This is a genomic window from Bacillus cereus (genome assembly GCF_002577405.1).
In the GTDB taxonomy this organism is placed as follows: Bacteria; Bacillota; Bacilli; order Bacillales; family Bacillaceae_G; genus Bacillus_A; species Bacillus_A cereus_AU.
Genome location: NZ_NULR01000001.1, coordinates 247,572 through 261,529 on the forward strand (window position 1 = coordinate 247,572; position 13,958 = coordinate 261,529).

Consider the following 13,958-nt stretch of genomic DNA (forward strand, 5'->3'; position numbering starts at 1 on the left):
AAGTAACCTAGCTCCAAATCAAGATATTTCGTATAAAAAAACATACAGAATACTTCACTTTATAACAGTAATGTATTCTGTATGTTTTCATTTTGTTTCTATCTCTCTTGTATGTATAAATCCCATGCTTCATCAAATATAGACATACTTTCTAGCATTCCACTTAACTCTAAGTATGAACTAATTTCATCATAGTCTTCAGATTGCTTCGGAAAACTTAAATCATCATACATCGCCTCTGCTAAATCGGATATTTCATTTTTAAATAAAGCTGCACGATGTTTCATCATATAATGGTAAAATGTCTTTTTCAAAAATATTCCCTACCTTTCTAACTTGGGTACATTATACAAGGCGAAAAAGAAAAAAACCAGCATAAAAGCTGGTTAAAAGTCGAAATAATTCCTTTTTAATAATCGTGGTCTTCCCATCAATTCTTCATATGTTAGTTGTTTTGGCAAGTCTTTCGTATAAATTAAAAATAACTGATCTTCAATTTCTTTTACAGTATGGTCTGATTGATAGTCCATTCCACATGAGGAACAAGAAATACATGGTGTCTTTTGGATTTCAATGGCTTTCGTACCATCTGGTAGTTCCCAATATACAGTATTCAAGCTTTCTTTCGCTTCTGTACTGTCACACCACATACAATTCATACTGCATCACCCTCGGTTTTTTTGTCATTTTCTTCTAATTTAGCCATTTGCGATTGATATTTTTTATCTTTTAATTGGTCTCGCTTATCACGTTTATCTTTTAAAGATGCATGAGTTTCATTATCTTCATAGTCTTTACGACGGTTCATACGCTGTAAATCGTCTGGAACAAGGTTAAATTTCTTATCGCTCATTAAACCTGCGATACCAACATCAGATCGTTTTTCTTCGTAGTTCGGATAAATTTCTTTAAAGTAACCTTCAGCTCTTCCTGGAATGTAGCTCTCTGGTTCTGGATACGTCGTAATAACCCCTTCAAAGTTACGAAGTACAACTTTATCCGCACTTTGTGAAATTAAATAGTTTGGCTGAAGCGCAATTTTTCCGCCCCCACCCGGTGCATCAACAACGAATGTCGGTACTGCATAACCTGAAGTATGTCCGCGTAAGCCTTCAATAATTTCAAGACCTTTAGATACTGGCGCACGGAAATGACCGATACCTTCTGATAGATCACATTGGTAAATATAATATGGACGAACACGAATTTTTACTAAATCATGCATAAGTTTTTTCATAATTGGAACGCTGTCATTAATTCCAGCCAGAATTACAGCTTGGTTTCCAATTGGGACACCTGCATTTGCGAGCATTTCACATGCTAGTTTCGATTCTTCTGTAATCTCAATAGAAGTGTTAAAATGCGTATTTAACCATACTGGATGGTATTTTTTAATAATATTACAAAGGTTTTCTGTAATACGCTGCGGGAATACTACTGGCGCTCTCGTTCCGATACGAATAATCTCAACATGCGGAATTTCTCGTAAATTTTTTAATACATATTCTAAAATTTTATCGTTAATTAGAAGACCGTCCCCACCAGAGATCAGTACATCTCGTACCTGCGGTGTTTCACGAATGTATGCAATCGCATCGTCTAATTGTTTCTTCGGTACACCCATTCCAATTTGTCCACTAAAACGACGGCGCGTACAGTAACGACAATACATAGAGCATTGATTTGTTACTAAGAATAGTACGCGGTCAGGATATCGATGTGTCAGCCCTGGAACTGGTGAATCTTCATCTTCATGAAGCGGATCTTCTAAATCATATTTTGTTTTATATAACTCTTCCGAAATCGGTACTGATTGCATCCGAATCGGACAGCGTGGGTCATCAGGATTCATTAGCCAAGCATAGTACGGTGTAATGTTTAACGGGATCGTTTTCGTTGAAATTTTAACGCCTTCTTCTTCATCAGGTGTTAAATTAATCACTTTCTTTAAATCATCTAAAGTTTTGATCGTATTCGTTAATTGCCAAACCCAATCATTCCATTGTTCTTCAGTAACATCTTTCCATAATTCGATATCCTTCCAGTGACGATTTGGTTTGTATACATCATGTAACATTGCTATTCCCCCTTTTTATACGCTCATCCTTTATATAAGCAATAGTTATGCCAACTTTCTATTTTTAATAAGTAAATGTACGACGAATCCTATTACATAAACGAAAAAATATTTTTAAACGCTGTATGAAATCCATACATACTATCATATTCATTACTTTTTATATATGTAAACGCTCTTTTATTGGTGCAAACACACAAAAACCGCCGATTATTCGGCGGTTTTGTCGTACTTGCTCAGTTTATATTGAAGCGTTTGACGAGGGATACCTAACATTTTTGCAGCTTGTAATATATTCCCTTCCGTTTCAATTAACGCTTGATCTATTAATTCCTTTTCCGTTTGATGAAGTGCTTCTCTAAGTGGTAAAATGCTCTTCTTCTTTGAAAGATTCTCTTTCCGAAATGTACGCGGTAAACAATTGGCTGTTAATGTATTCCCTTCTGCGATAATGACAGCATGTTCAATCGTATGTTTTAACTCACGGACATTTCCAGGCCATTGATAATCTTGCAATCTTTCTTTCGCTTCCTTATCCATTTGAAGTACACCTTTTTTATAACTTTTATTATATTCTTTCAAAAAATAAGAAGCTAATAATACTACATCCTCAGTTCTTTCGCGTAGCGGTGGAATATATAACGAGAATACATTTAATCTATAATATAAATCAGTGCGAATTTTATTCTCTCTTAAACATACTTCTGGTGGCTGATTCATTGCGGTAATAACGCGAACATCTACTTTTCTTGTCTTATTATCACCAATTCGACGAATAACCCCATCCTCTAATACACGTAGCATTTTCGCTTGTAAATCAAGCGGCATTGAATTCAGTTCATCTAAAAATAATGTCCCTCCATCTACAAGTTCAAATAGTCCTGCTCTTTCAATTGCCCCTGTATAACTTCCTTTTGTCGTTCCAAACAATAAACTTTCTAATAGCGACTCTGGTAGCGCTGCACAGTTTTGTGCAATAAACGGCTTATTTTTCCGTTTAGAAGCTTCATGAATCGCTTGTACAAATAGCTCTTTCCCTGTTCCTGTTTCCCCATATATTAAAACATTTGCATCAGTTGGCGCTACTTTTTGCGCTAATTCTTTCGTCTGTTTAAACCGAGCATCATTAGTCACTATCGTCTCAAACGCAACATGTTTTTTGATCACTTTTTTATTAGATGATCGCTTTATTTTCGACTGTAAATCGACAATTGTATCAGTAAGTTGTTGAATTGTAGAATAGTCCTTTGCAATTTCAACAGCACCAGCAATATTCCCATCAATAAATATAGGTAGCGTCGTATTTACTGTACAAACGTCTTCCCCATTTAAGTTTTGATAATGCTGTACTTGATGTACAATTGGTTTTTTCGTATCTAATACTTTCATCAATGTACTTGTTTCCCTAGATAAAGAAGGAAATGCTTCTAACAAATGCTTACCTAATACTTTTTCAATTTTGGATCCATCATGTTTTGCAGCAACTGTATTATAAAAGATCGTAATCCCATTTTCATCTACTGCGTGTATGGCCTCATCTATACTGCCCAAAATCGCCTCAATGACTTCTTGTGTCGAAACTGCTAGCAATGTCATCCCCCCTTTTGCCGAAAATTCAGCAAATACACGCCGGATTTCCGGCACTCCTCTGTGCGATTATAAGCATGACGATTCCGTTCTATTATTTTGATGAAATTTGTATATATTTCTATTGCTTATTTATGGTTAAGTGAAACTTTAATCAGTGGGGCTTTATTCATCCCCACTGATTATTAACCTGAATCCCACCTAACTTTTTTGCTTTACAGCCAAATTTTGAGGCGGGAGTCTTACTGCTTTCGAATAGCTGGATAAATCTTTCACCCATATATTCATATCTTCCAACTTATCAAAAATGTAGCAATTATTCGCGAGCCTTCCCGTATATGTATAGCCTAATTGATGAAAGGCTGCATTCATACCGAAAGATAGCGAACGAGCAATCGTATAGGAACAAAAAATAGATCTTTCTTGAAGTTCTTCCTCTAACTTAATTAACAAACTTTTCATAAAACCATGTTTTCGATATTCAGGTAATGTAGCACAATTCGTTAATTCTGCATTATTCTCTTTCACGTTCATTTCAGCAGATGCTGTGCTAATTATTTTCCCTTTGAATTCATAAACATAGTAAATTGTATCGTCTTCCTTCATCGTCTGCTTTACATAACTCGCTTCATTTAAAGGTGTCGGATAAACTTCAAATACTTTTCCAAAGACAATTGCTAATTCTTCCGCGTCCTCTTCTGTCGCTTTTCTTAACACAAACTCCTCTGGGACTATTTTTTCTTTCACTTCTTTTGCTTTTACACCACTTAAAATGGTATCTTCCTCAGTCCAATGAATACTATTTCGTCTTTCATCATTATGATATTTCACGAAGAAGTACGCATCATGTCCTTGAAAATAATGAGGTATCGTTGCTTCCAATAAGAAACCGAAAGAGAGCCATCTTGAAACATGCTCTCCCTTTCCTTTTATAATACATTTAGTGAAAGCATGTTTCTCTGCTAGTTCGTCAATTATTTGTATAATACTTTCCACATTTCCTGTATAGTGGTCTACTCGAATACGTTTATTAAAATAATCTACAACTCCTTCTACTGTATAACGGCTTGTCTGTTCTCTAAAAGATTCATAGTATTTCATTTTTTTACCTCACACCAATCTAGTAATGTACATGCAATAATTTTTGAGGCAGCTATCATTTTATCAACTTCTATATATTCGTTTGGATAATGTGCTACTTTCGTCTCCCCTGGACCGAATACTATCGTTGGCACATTGGCGATTTGTGTAAATAAACCTCCATCAGTCCCCCACGGAGATGCTTCAATAATTGGTTCGTTCCCTTCAATTTCAACAAAGTTATGCTGAAGTGTTGTAATTAGCTCATGATTTTCTTCTAGTTCACCAGGAACCCATCTCGCTCCAAACCATTCTACTTCTACTGGATTTTCAACAAACCAATTATCCACATCATTTAATTCAGCAATCCAACTCTCAAACTCTTCTTTTGCTGCCTCTATAGTCTCATTCGGCGCGATACCACATCTTCCTTCTAAAATTAACGAATCAGGAACAGAACTTGGCCAGCTACCACCTTCAATTTTCCCAATATTAATTGGAATTGGAATCGGAATTCCTTTAAATAACGGATCTGTAATTCGATCATTTCTCTTCTCTTCTAATTTTCTCAAATGATCTACAACAAACATACTTTTTTCAATTGCACTTACTCCTTCATAACGTGTACCACCGTGTGCTGCTTTTCCTTTCACATGTAGACGAAACCACATAGACCCTTGTTGTTTCGGGAAAAACTTCATATTAGTCGGCTCTGGAATAATTACACCATCCGCCTTATATCCTCGTAATATAGTCGCTAATGTTCCAGCCCCGCCACTTTCTTCTTCTATTACACTTTGAAAATAGATATCTCCTTTTAATTCAATACCAGATGCAATAATCGCTTCCATCGCAAGCATAAGTGCGACATTGCCGCCTTTCATATCCGTTGTTCCACGTCCATATATACGATTCCCTATTTTCTCACCACTATAAGGGTGATGGTCCCACTGATTTACATCGCCTTCTGGTACTACATCAATATGCCCATTTAATATCATAGATTTCCCATCGCCGCTTCCTTTTAAAGTTGCGACAATGTTCGGGCTGTCTGAAAAACTTGTACGCGGTGATACAAAATAAGGATGATCTTTCATTTTAGAAAAAGATGGCTCCCAAATATCAAGATCTAAACCTAACTCACGTAGCTTTTCAATCACAATTGCCTGCGCACCACTTTCATCACCAGATACACTTTTTTCTTGAATTAATCGTTTTAAAAATTTCACACTTTCCTCTTCATGGCTCTCAATATAATCGCAAACCTGTTTTTTTAATTGCTCCATATTTTACATCTCCCCTCATTCAATTACTAGTAAGTTAGAGCCAATTTTAAAATCAGCCTCCGTATGTTGTTTTATATCTTCCACTGTGTACGGGCTCATTAATTCTTGCAAAATGAGTCCATTCGAAGTCACTTCCATTACCGCCATATCTGTAATAATTAAATCTACACATTTCTTTGAAGTTAATGGCAATGTACACTCTGAAACAATTTTTGCATTTCCGTATTTATCAACATGATTCATCACAACAACGACCCGCTTCGCTTTTTGTGCTAAATCCATTGCTCCTCCAATACCTGGAACACGTTTCCCAGGTACAATCCAGTTTGCTAAATCACCATTCTCACTTACTTGTAATGAACCAAGAATTGTTATGTCTAGTAAACCTTTTCGAATCATCCCAAACGCCATGCAACTATCGAAATAACTTGCTCCTGTAATAAGAGAAGTTGGTAAACCTGCTGCGTTACATAAATTCTCGTCTTCATTTCCTTTGCTTGGCGTAGGCCCCATACCTACGATTCCATTTTCCGCATGAAACATAACGTTTATATCTTCTGGTAAATGATTTGGTACTAGCGATGGAATTCCAATACCTAAATTTACGATCATGCCATTTTGTATTTCTTTCGCCGCACGTCTAGCAATCTTATCTCGCACTTCTACGCCCATACCCATTTCCAATTCACTCCTTCCGATGGCACGACATAATTTACGAATACACCTGGAACTACGATTTCCTCTGGATCTAAACTTCCAAGCGGAACTATTTCTTCTGCTTCTACAATCGTTATATCCCCAGCCATAGCTACATGAGGATTCATATTTCGCGCACTTTTGTCGAATACAAGATTGCCAAATGGATCCGCCTTTTTCGCATAAACAATCGCAACTTCAGCAGTTAATGCTGTTTCAACTAAATAGGTCTTACCGTTCATTTCAACTGTTCGTTTTCCCTCTTCTACAATCGTATCCAAACCAACGTCAACTAAAACTCCACCAAGCCCAACGCCTCCAGCACGAATACGCTCTGCTAATGTTCCCTGAGGAGAAAACTCTATTTGTAATCTTCCTTCGTTTAACTGTCTTCCTGCATTCGGGTTTGAACCAATATGAGAAGTAATTAATGATTTTACTCTTTCATTCGTAACAAGACGACCAATTCCTACATCAGGAAATCCCGTGTCATTTCCTATTAAATTTAAATTTGTAACTCCCTTTTCTAAAATAGCCTGTATTAAAGATGGAGGGGATCCAATCCCCCCAAATCCCCCAAACATTAATGTCATATCATCATGGAACAAAGAAATTACTTCCTCTATTTCTTTTAATTTACCGAATGTATTTGTAATAGTTGTCATGCGATACTATGCCCTCCTTTTTGCATCATCTCTTCTACACTTTTTGCAAAAATTGAAAGTAATTCATCTAACTCGGAATATGTAGTTGTCATTGGCGGTGCTACAAGCAGTGCACTATCTTCTTTTCCTGCTTGCCCTGAAACAGCTTGGTATAAAAGAAGTCCATTTTTAGCTGCAACCGAAATAAGTTCTGACGCTTTTGTAAACGATTGCAATTCTACTCCAATCAGCAACCCTTTTCCGCGCACATCAGCAATGATTGTCGATTGTTGCTGGACTTTCTGTAACCCTTTAATTAAATACTCTCCCTTTTCTGCTGTTTTTTCAGGTAGATTATGCTTCTCCATATATTCAATAACAGCTAGTGCCGTTGCTGCAGACAATGGATTTGCACTTAACGTATGCCCGCTCATAACAGAACGTGACCCACGTAATATCGGCTCCATAACGCGGTCACTTACAACAGTCGCTGCCATCGGTGTATATCCAGCTCCTAAACCTTTACCAAGTGTCATAATATCCGGTTCTACACCCCAATGCTCCATTGCAAACCATGCGCCAGTACGACCAAGCCCAGTCATTACTTCATCTGCAATAAATAAAATATCGTAATGACTACAAATATCTTTAATTACTTTATAATATTCTTTCGGGGGAACAACCGCTCCTCCAGCTGCTCCGATAATCGGTTCAGCGATAAAAGCTGCAATATGCTCTGCACCAATTCTTTCAATGGATCTTTCTAGTTCAGTCGCACAAGCAATCTGACAAGTTGGATATACCTTTTGAACAGGACATCTGAAACAATATGGAGCTGGGATCGTTGGATAATCTTCCAAAATAGATACGAATCGTTGCCTGCGCAAAGGATGTCCAGACATTGATAAAGCCCCCATCGTAATACCGTGATAGCTCATCCATCTTGATAAAATTTTATGTTTTCCTTGAATACCGCGTTCCTGAAAATGCTGAATTGCGATTTTCATAGCTGTTTCATTCGCTTCCGTACCACTATTCACAAAAAAGCTCCAGTTCAAATCTCCTACACTTAAATCACTTAACTTCTTCGCTAATTTTTCAGCTGGCTCACTCGTAAACTGTGATCTATAAACGAAAGCAATCTCCTCTGCTTGCTTTTTAATAACGTCTGCAATCTCCTTTACACCGTGTCCAATACCTGCCGTAATTGCTCCTGACGAGCCATCAAAATATTTATTTCCGTTCTGATCATATAAATAGACACCTTTTCCATGTGAAATCATTGGATACGGCTGACCAACAAGTGGTTTAATTAAGTAATCGCGCATAGCGCTCCCCCATTTCTCCAATTTGTATATATGTATGAAGAAAATTGACGTTTCTTTCATAAAAAAGAATCCTCTGCAAAAGCAGTGAATTTATCAAAAAACTATTATAAAATATACAAATGAGTGCTAAAAAAAATTTTTGAAAACAGAAAATTCAGAACCTAAAAAGAAGACCAATCCTTATCTATACGCTCAAATAACCCTCCCTTATATAAAATGAATATCACACTAAATGGTGTTTACTAACATAATGTCAGCTTCCCTCAAATACCGACATTGTGTAAACTTCGACAATACTCCCTTTAAACTCCTTCCTATTACCCTACTTTGCGTTGCATATTTTTAAACAAATTTCGACATTTAACTTCACTAAATGAATAACAATTATTTTTATAACAACTAACATTTAACATATAATATCTTTCTTTTTATACAATAAAAAAAGAACCGATTAACCACATTAATCAGTTCGGCACGACGCTCTTTTTCGGTTAATACCGTCACTTGCTAAAATAAATAGAAAAAACCATACTTCAAATTCAAAATGCATCCTACAGCCTTTAGCACAAAGTCCTCCATAACTCCATTCACAATTACTATCGGGATATCACCATCCCAATGTACTGCTCCTTTCCTCATAGTCAAACTACCTTTCCTTTATAATTTATGTAGGACAATTATCACTTTGTATGTGTATTTGCCTATAATTAAAAAAATCCCTAGTTTGACATGCTTTCAATCTGCCAATTAATACGTGTGTGAACTACCCACCACTTAGTATTTCTTACGAGCTTACCCCGAAGTGGTGGCTTCTCGGTTCATCGCTACTTTTGATAGCTAACGAATTTGTCTTAGGACAGCCGAGCTAACTCCCTTGTTCCAAAGGTTATTTTGTTACTATTTATGCCAACGCTAATAAGCGGATCGCTTCGCTTCCTACCGCTAGACTACCGTCTTTCACACGCTTGAGGAAGGAGGTTTCTTTCGGATAATGCGTTAAAATTTTCATTTCAACTTACATGTAGAGATAAGCTTCGTGTTATCAAAATGAATAATATATTTTCATTTCTCCTTAAAAAAACAATTTTTTTCGCATAACCTCTTTCTCACTTCGCATATAGTTTTAATGATGACAAAGGAGGAATGTGCATGTCTCAATCTGAAATCGAAAAATATGGACAAGAAGCTGCTCGTTACGAACAGCTTGCTCGTTACTATCAATATAGCAATCCAAAAAAATATGTAGAACTATATATGAAACATTACGATGCGCTTACAAAACTTGTACAGGCATATGAAAAAAGAGATTCACAAGAAGCTATTTTACCATCACATATAAGGATTTTTCATTCTGCTCCAAACACACCCTCGGTTGATATTTTAGTAAACGGACAAAAGGTGATTAAAAACATTTCATTTAAGCAATTTAGCCCCTATTTATCATTAGTGCAAGGCAAATACCGTATAGATATTGTGCCTGTTGGAAATGAATCACCAATTTTTTCAGCTCTAGTTCCACTAATGGGAAATCACACTTATACTCTTGCCGCAATAAATAGTGATAATCACCTACAATTACAACCTATACTTGATAATACGCATTTACCATCTGGCCAAGCTAAAATACGCTTTGCACATTTTTCTCCCGATACCCCTATTGTAAATGTAGATTTAAAAGGTGGAGATCATTTATTTGAAAATGTGCTCTTTAAACAAATAACAGATTTTTTAGAAGTTAGCCCTGGTATAGCAGATATTGAAGTTTCACTTGCGGATAATAAAAACGTGTTGTTAACTATACCAAAATTCAATGTTGAACCGAATATAATTTATACAATTTCCATAGTAGGTTACTCAACTAAAGATCCTAAATTAGAAACCGTTGTACTAACAAACTAAAACAGTCTACACCATTTATTTGGTGTAGACTGTTTATTTTTGAAATGCAATTTGAAATTCTGTCCAATCGTTATTTGAACGACACATAATGGATCCATTATGTTTTTCTACAATTTGTTTACATACAAACAAACCAATACCAGTACCTAACTTTTTAGTAGTTACAAATGGTTCAAAAATCGTTTCAACATTTTCTGCCGGAATCATTGGTCCATTATTTTTTATCACAATTCGAATAGCTTGATCTTCTTCAAATACATCAATGATAATTTTCCGTTCTTCTTTCATTGATTCCAGAGCATCAATTGAGTTCATTAAAATATTTAAAACCACTTGTCTCACTTCACTCCGATAACCAACAAGTGGAATTGGATACGGCAAATTCTTTTCAATCGAAACATTTGCATTGACCAAACTCGGGTATAAGAATTGTATAATATCTTGAAACAAATCATTAAGCCAAAACTGTTCCGATTCATTCCACATTTCTTTTTTCGATACGAGTAAAAATTGTGAGATTCGAAAATTTAATTGATCTAATTCATGCGAAATGATATCTAAATACGATAAACTAGGATGATCTCTCTTTAATAATTTGACAAATCCCATTATTGAAGTAAGCGGATTACGAAATTCATGTACAAAACTAGCTGACATTTGCCCTAAAATTGTCAGCCTTTCTTTATGTGTTTCGTTAATATATTGCTGTTTTTCTTCTAAATTTCTCGTAATAATTTCCGAGTATTTTAAAACGGTATAATAAATTAATTTGTCAAAACAAGTATGTACTTGAGCCATGATTGGTTTTAGTTCACGGGCACTTACGTCTAATTCACACATCGCTTCAAAAAGTTCATTTCTTCCCACGTTTGCATTATAGACAAAATCTCCAATATTCGCATCTGCTCCCGCACGCTCAATAGCAATCTTCTCACATAATGGTTGAAGATATTCAATACCTTTATCTTCCATAGTCAACTCAATAATTAACTCTAATAACTCTTCTCCATTTTGAACTACTTCTTGTTTAAATGGATCTTTTTCGGAAATTATCATTTTGTTTTTCCAGTTCTCTATGAATTGGTGCCTGTTGTTTTTCAAGTACGAACAAAATATTTCTTTAATATCCTTATCGATTGGAAAAACCCCCATTTCCTCCATTTCCATACGACGAATACCCTTTATATTTTGAATGTTAACACAAAAAATGCATTTCGTTAATAGATTATTGTCACATTTTGTTAATATCTGTTGATAAAATTTTTTTCATTTCTAATCTAAATTAATTGTTTGATTCATACATTGCATTTTCCTTCCCCTCGTTCCAACTTCATTACGTTTCATACAACTTTTTTGCATCCTGCTTCATTCTTTCGTACAATAGAAAATGAAAGGTGTGAAAAATATGGTAAATAAAAATGTGGAAGATTATCTCCAAGAAGGCATTTATGGCCAAAAGCAAAACAAACCAGATGAACGTAATATGTATTTAACTACATTACGTGAGCGTGTAGAAATCGCTTTAACAATCGGTCAAGTAATGCAAAGTAATGTATATACAGAAGTAACGAGTAGCATGCGTTCTTCTCAATCATTACAAATATTCCTAAATGGTAGCATTGCTTACCCACATTTATCAAAATACATTAAATTAGCAAATGAAAAAAATGTTCCCTTTACAATTGTTCAAAATAAAGGAACAGAAACACCAATCGGTTTAGTACTATCTCACAGCACTGCCGTAGATAAAGAACAAATTTATGTCGAAGATGATATTTTCAAACAAGAAATGAAATAAAAGGTACACTTGATTAAATTAAATAGTTCCGAGAAACGTAGAAAAACAATAAAAAAACGAGTATGGGATCGTAAACATTTCCTACTCGTTTTTTATTGCTATCTTTACTTTCTATCTACTTTATTTTTTAATACACACTAATTTCATTTCTGTCATTTCTTCTATTGCATATTTAATTCCTTCACGCCCCGTGCCACTTTCTTTCACACCACCGTAAGGCATATGATCTACTCTGAACGTTGGAATATCATTTATCATGACACCACCAACTTCTAGCTCATCAATTGCACGCATAGCTTTAAACAAATTATTTGTAAACAATCCTGCTTGTAGACCGTAACGTGAATTATTTACTCGCTCTATAGCCTCATCGAATTCTTTAAATGTATTTACTGTCATTAACGGACCAAATACTTCTTGGCACTGTACAGATACATACTCCGGAACATTTGTTAATACCGTTGGTTCAAAAATCCTTTCATCACGCTTCTTACCACCGTATAAAACAGTTGCTCCTTCCTTAATAGCTTCTTGTACCCACATTTCAATTCGCTCTACATCTTTTTTCGAAATTAAAGCTGATACATCCGTTTCCTCAATCATCGGATCACCAACAACGACTGTTTCCATCGCTTTCTGTAGCTTCGAAAGAAATTCATCCATTCTCTTTTCATGTACAAAAACACGTTGTACCGAAATACAAACTTGTCCATTATTAACAAATGCGCCCCATTTTACACGTTCAATGATCTTATCAGTTAACTCTACATCCTCGTCAATAATAACAGCCGCATTTGATCCTAATTCTAACGTAACCCGTTTTAATCCAGCCTTTTCCTTAATTCCGATTCCAACTTTCGGACTTCCCGTAAAAGTAATGGAAGCAACATCATTATTTTTAACGATTGCCTCGCCAACAATTGAACCGGGACCAGAAATGATATTCAAAGCTCCTTTTGGCAATCCTGCCTCTTCAAATAATTCAACTAATGCATAGGACGATAATGGCGTTTGATCTGCTGGTTTTAACACAACTGTATTTCCGGCAGCGATTGCAGGTCCGACTTTATGCGCTACTAAATTTAATGGAAAGTTAAATGGCGTAATAGCTCCTATAACCCCTATTGGCTTTCGAATTGTATATGCAATACGTCCATCTGCACCAGGTGCTGCGTCGAGTGGTAACGTCTCACCATATATACGCTTCGCCTCTTCAGCTGCAAATTTATACGTTTGAACAGTACGATCTACTTCTCCCCTTGCAGCACGTATCGGTTTTGCCGCTTCGTTTGCAATAATCTCTGCAAATTCTTCTCTTCTTTCATCCATTTTTTGCGCAACCTTCTCTAATATAGTCGCACGGTCGTATGCAGATAATTTATTCATTTTTTTCATTGCATTTTTTGCAGAAATAACAGCCTCTTGAACATCTTCTTCCGTTCCTTGTGCAATTTCCGCTAACGTTTCTTCAGAATATGGTGCATATAATGGTTTATATGTGTTTACTGACTTCCAATCTCCATTTATATATAAATGCTTTTTCATATTTCTTCCCCTTCCAAA

13 protein-coding genes are annotated in these 13,958 nt (G+C 35.7%); 2 read left to right on the forward strand and 11 right to left on the reverse strand.

The window, feature by feature from the left end; translation table 11 throughout:
* Window positions 1–98: 98 nt before the first annotated feature.
* The 9 genes from COC96_RS01335 to COC96_RS01375 all read right to left on the reverse strand — a co-directional run bounded on the left by COC96_RS01335 (window position 99) and on the right by COC96_RS01375 (window position 8,698).
* Complete coding sequence (locus tag COC96_RS01335) at window positions 99–314, reverse strand: YozE family protein (protein ID WP_071745820.1); 216 nt, start codon at window positions 312–314, stop codon at window positions 99–101.
* 72 nt (window positions 315–386) lie between these two features.
* Window positions 387–659, reverse strand: a complete 273-nt coding sequence (locus COC96_RS01340; RefSeq protein WP_000995766.1) for a YokU family protein — start codon at window positions 657–659, stop codon at window positions 387–389.
* A complete protein-coding gene (gene ablA, locus COC96_RS01345; protein WP_098266706.1) occupies window positions 656–2,077 on the reverse strand; it encodes a lysine 2,3-aminomutase in 1,422 nt (473 codons plus the stop codon). The genes COC96_RS01340 and ablA overlap by 4 nt, the downstream gene beginning before the upstream one ends.
* A 210-nt stretch (window positions 2,078–2,287) precedes the next feature.
* Window positions 2,288–3,673, reverse strand: a complete 1,386-nt coding sequence (rocR, locus tag COC96_RS01350; RefSeq protein ID WP_098266705.1) for an arginine utilization transcriptional regulator RocR — start codon at window positions 3,671–3,673, stop codon at window positions 2,288–2,290.
* Window positions 3,674–3,865: 192 nt separating this feature from the next.
* Window positions 3,866–4,765, reverse strand: a complete 900-nt coding sequence (gene ablB / locus COC96_RS01355) for a putative beta-lysine N-acetyltransferase (protein WP_098768134.1) — start codon at window positions 4,763–4,765, stop codon at window positions 3,866–3,868.
* On the reverse strand, window positions 4,762–6,030 hold the full coding sequence (locus COC96_RS01360; protein ID WP_098266703.1) for a peptidase: 1,269 nt from the start codon (window positions 6,028–6,030) through the stop codon (window positions 4,762–4,764). The genes ablB and COC96_RS01360 overlap by 4 nt, the downstream gene beginning before the upstream one ends.
* Before the next feature lie 15 nt (window positions 6,031–6,045).
* Complete coding sequence (locus COC96_RS01365; protein WP_097906052.1) at window positions 6,046–6,708, reverse strand: CoA transferase subunit B; 663 nt, start codon at window positions 6,706–6,708, stop codon at window positions 6,046–6,048.
* The gene (gene atoD / locus COC96_RS01370; RefSeq protein WP_097906051.1) at window positions 6,693–7,391 is read right to left on the reverse strand and encodes an acetate CoA-transferase subunit alpha; all 699 of its coding nucleotides are present in this window, start codon (window positions 7,389–7,391) and stop codon (window positions 6,693–6,695) included. The genes COC96_RS01365 and atoD overlap by 16 nt, the downstream gene beginning before the upstream one ends.
* Window positions 7,388–8,698 (reverse strand): aspartate aminotransferase family protein, encoded by a 1,311-nt coding sequence (locus tag COC96_RS01375; protein WP_098768135.1) that lies wholly within the window; start codon window positions 8,696–8,698, stop codon window positions 7,388–7,390. Before COC96_RS01375 ends, atoD begins: the two co-directional genes overlap by 4 nt.
* Before the next feature lie 1,149 nt (window positions 8,699–9,847).
* Here COC96_RS01375 and COC96_RS01380 point away from each other — a divergent pair.
* Complete coding sequence (locus COC96_RS01380) at window positions 9,848–10,597, forward strand: DUF4397 domain-containing protein (protein ID WP_098768136.1); 750 nt, start codon at window positions 9,848–9,850, stop codon at window positions 10,595–10,597.
* Between the two features lie 33 nt (window positions 10,598–10,630).
* On the opposite strand, the gene COC96_RS01385 is transcribed toward COC96_RS01380, so the two are convergent.
* The gene (locus COC96_RS01385; RefSeq protein WP_098266700.1) at window positions 10,631–11,764 is read right to left on the reverse strand and encodes a BA2291 family sporulation histidine kinase; all 1,134 of its coding nucleotides are present in this window, start codon (window positions 11,762–11,764) and stop codon (window positions 10,631–10,633) included.
* A 238-nt stretch (window positions 11,765–12,002) separates the two neighbouring features.
* On the opposite strand from COC96_RS01385, the gene COC96_RS01390 reads away from it, so the two are divergent.
* Window positions 12,003–12,395, forward strand: coding sequence for a YueI family protein (locus COC96_RS01390; RefSeq protein ID WP_098266699.1), 393 nt, complete (start codon window positions 12,003–12,005; stop codon window positions 12,393–12,395).
* 120 nt (window positions 12,396–12,515) lie between these two features.
* Here the strand turns inward: COC96_RS01390 and COC96_RS01395 are convergent, their stop codons facing one another.
* Complete coding sequence (locus COC96_RS01395; protein ID WP_098768137.1) at window positions 12,516–13,940, reverse strand: aldehyde dehydrogenase family protein; 1,425 nt, start codon at window positions 13,938–13,940, stop codon at window positions 12,516–12,518.
* Between the last annotated feature and the right edge of the window lie 18 nt (window positions 13,941–13,958).

Coding starts and splice junctions, on each gene's coding strand:
- COC96_RS01390 (WP_098266699.1), top strand. CDS start 12,003: ATGGTAAATAAAAATGTGGAAGATTATCTCCAAGAAGGCATTTATGGC.
- COC96_RS01380 (WP_098768136.1), top strand. CDS start 9,848: ATGTCTCAATCTGAAATCGAAAAATATGGACAAGAAGCTGCTCGTTAC.
- rocR (WP_098266705.1), bottom strand. CDS start 3,673: ATGACATTGCTAGCAGTTTCGACACAAGAAGTCATTGAGGCGATTTTG.
- ablA (WP_098266706.1), bottom strand. CDS start 2,077: ATGTTACATGATGTATACAAACCAAATCGTCACTGGAAGGATATCGAA.
- ablB (WP_098768134.1), bottom strand. CDS start 4,765: ATGAAATACTATGAATCTTTTAGAGAACAGACAAGCCGTTATACAGTA.
- atoD (WP_097906051.1), bottom strand. CDS start 7,391: ATGACAACTATTACAAATACATTCGGTAAATTAAAAGAAATAGAGGAA.
- COC96_RS01340 (WP_000995766.1), bottom strand. CDS start 659: ATGAATTGTATGTGGTGTGACAGTACAGAAGCGAAAGAAAGCTTGAAT.
- COC96_RS01395 (WP_098768137.1), bottom strand. CDS start 13,940: ATGAAAAAGCATTTATATATAAATGGAGATTGGAAGTCAGTAAACACA.
- COC96_RS01365 (WP_097906052.1), bottom strand. CDS start 6,708: ATGGGTATGGGCGTAGAAGTGCGAGATAAGATTGCTAGACGTGCGGCG.
- COC96_RS01360 (WP_098266703.1), bottom strand. CDS start 6,030: ATGGAGCAATTAAAAAAACAGGTTTGCGATTATATTGAGAGCCATGAA.
- COC96_RS01385 (WP_098266700.1), bottom strand. CDS start 11,764: ATGGAAATGGAGGAAATGGGGGTTTTTCCAATCGATAAGGATATTAAA.
- COC96_RS01375 (WP_098768135.1), bottom strand. CDS start 8,698: ATGCGCGATTACTTAATTAAACCACTTGTTGGTCAGCCGTATCCAATG.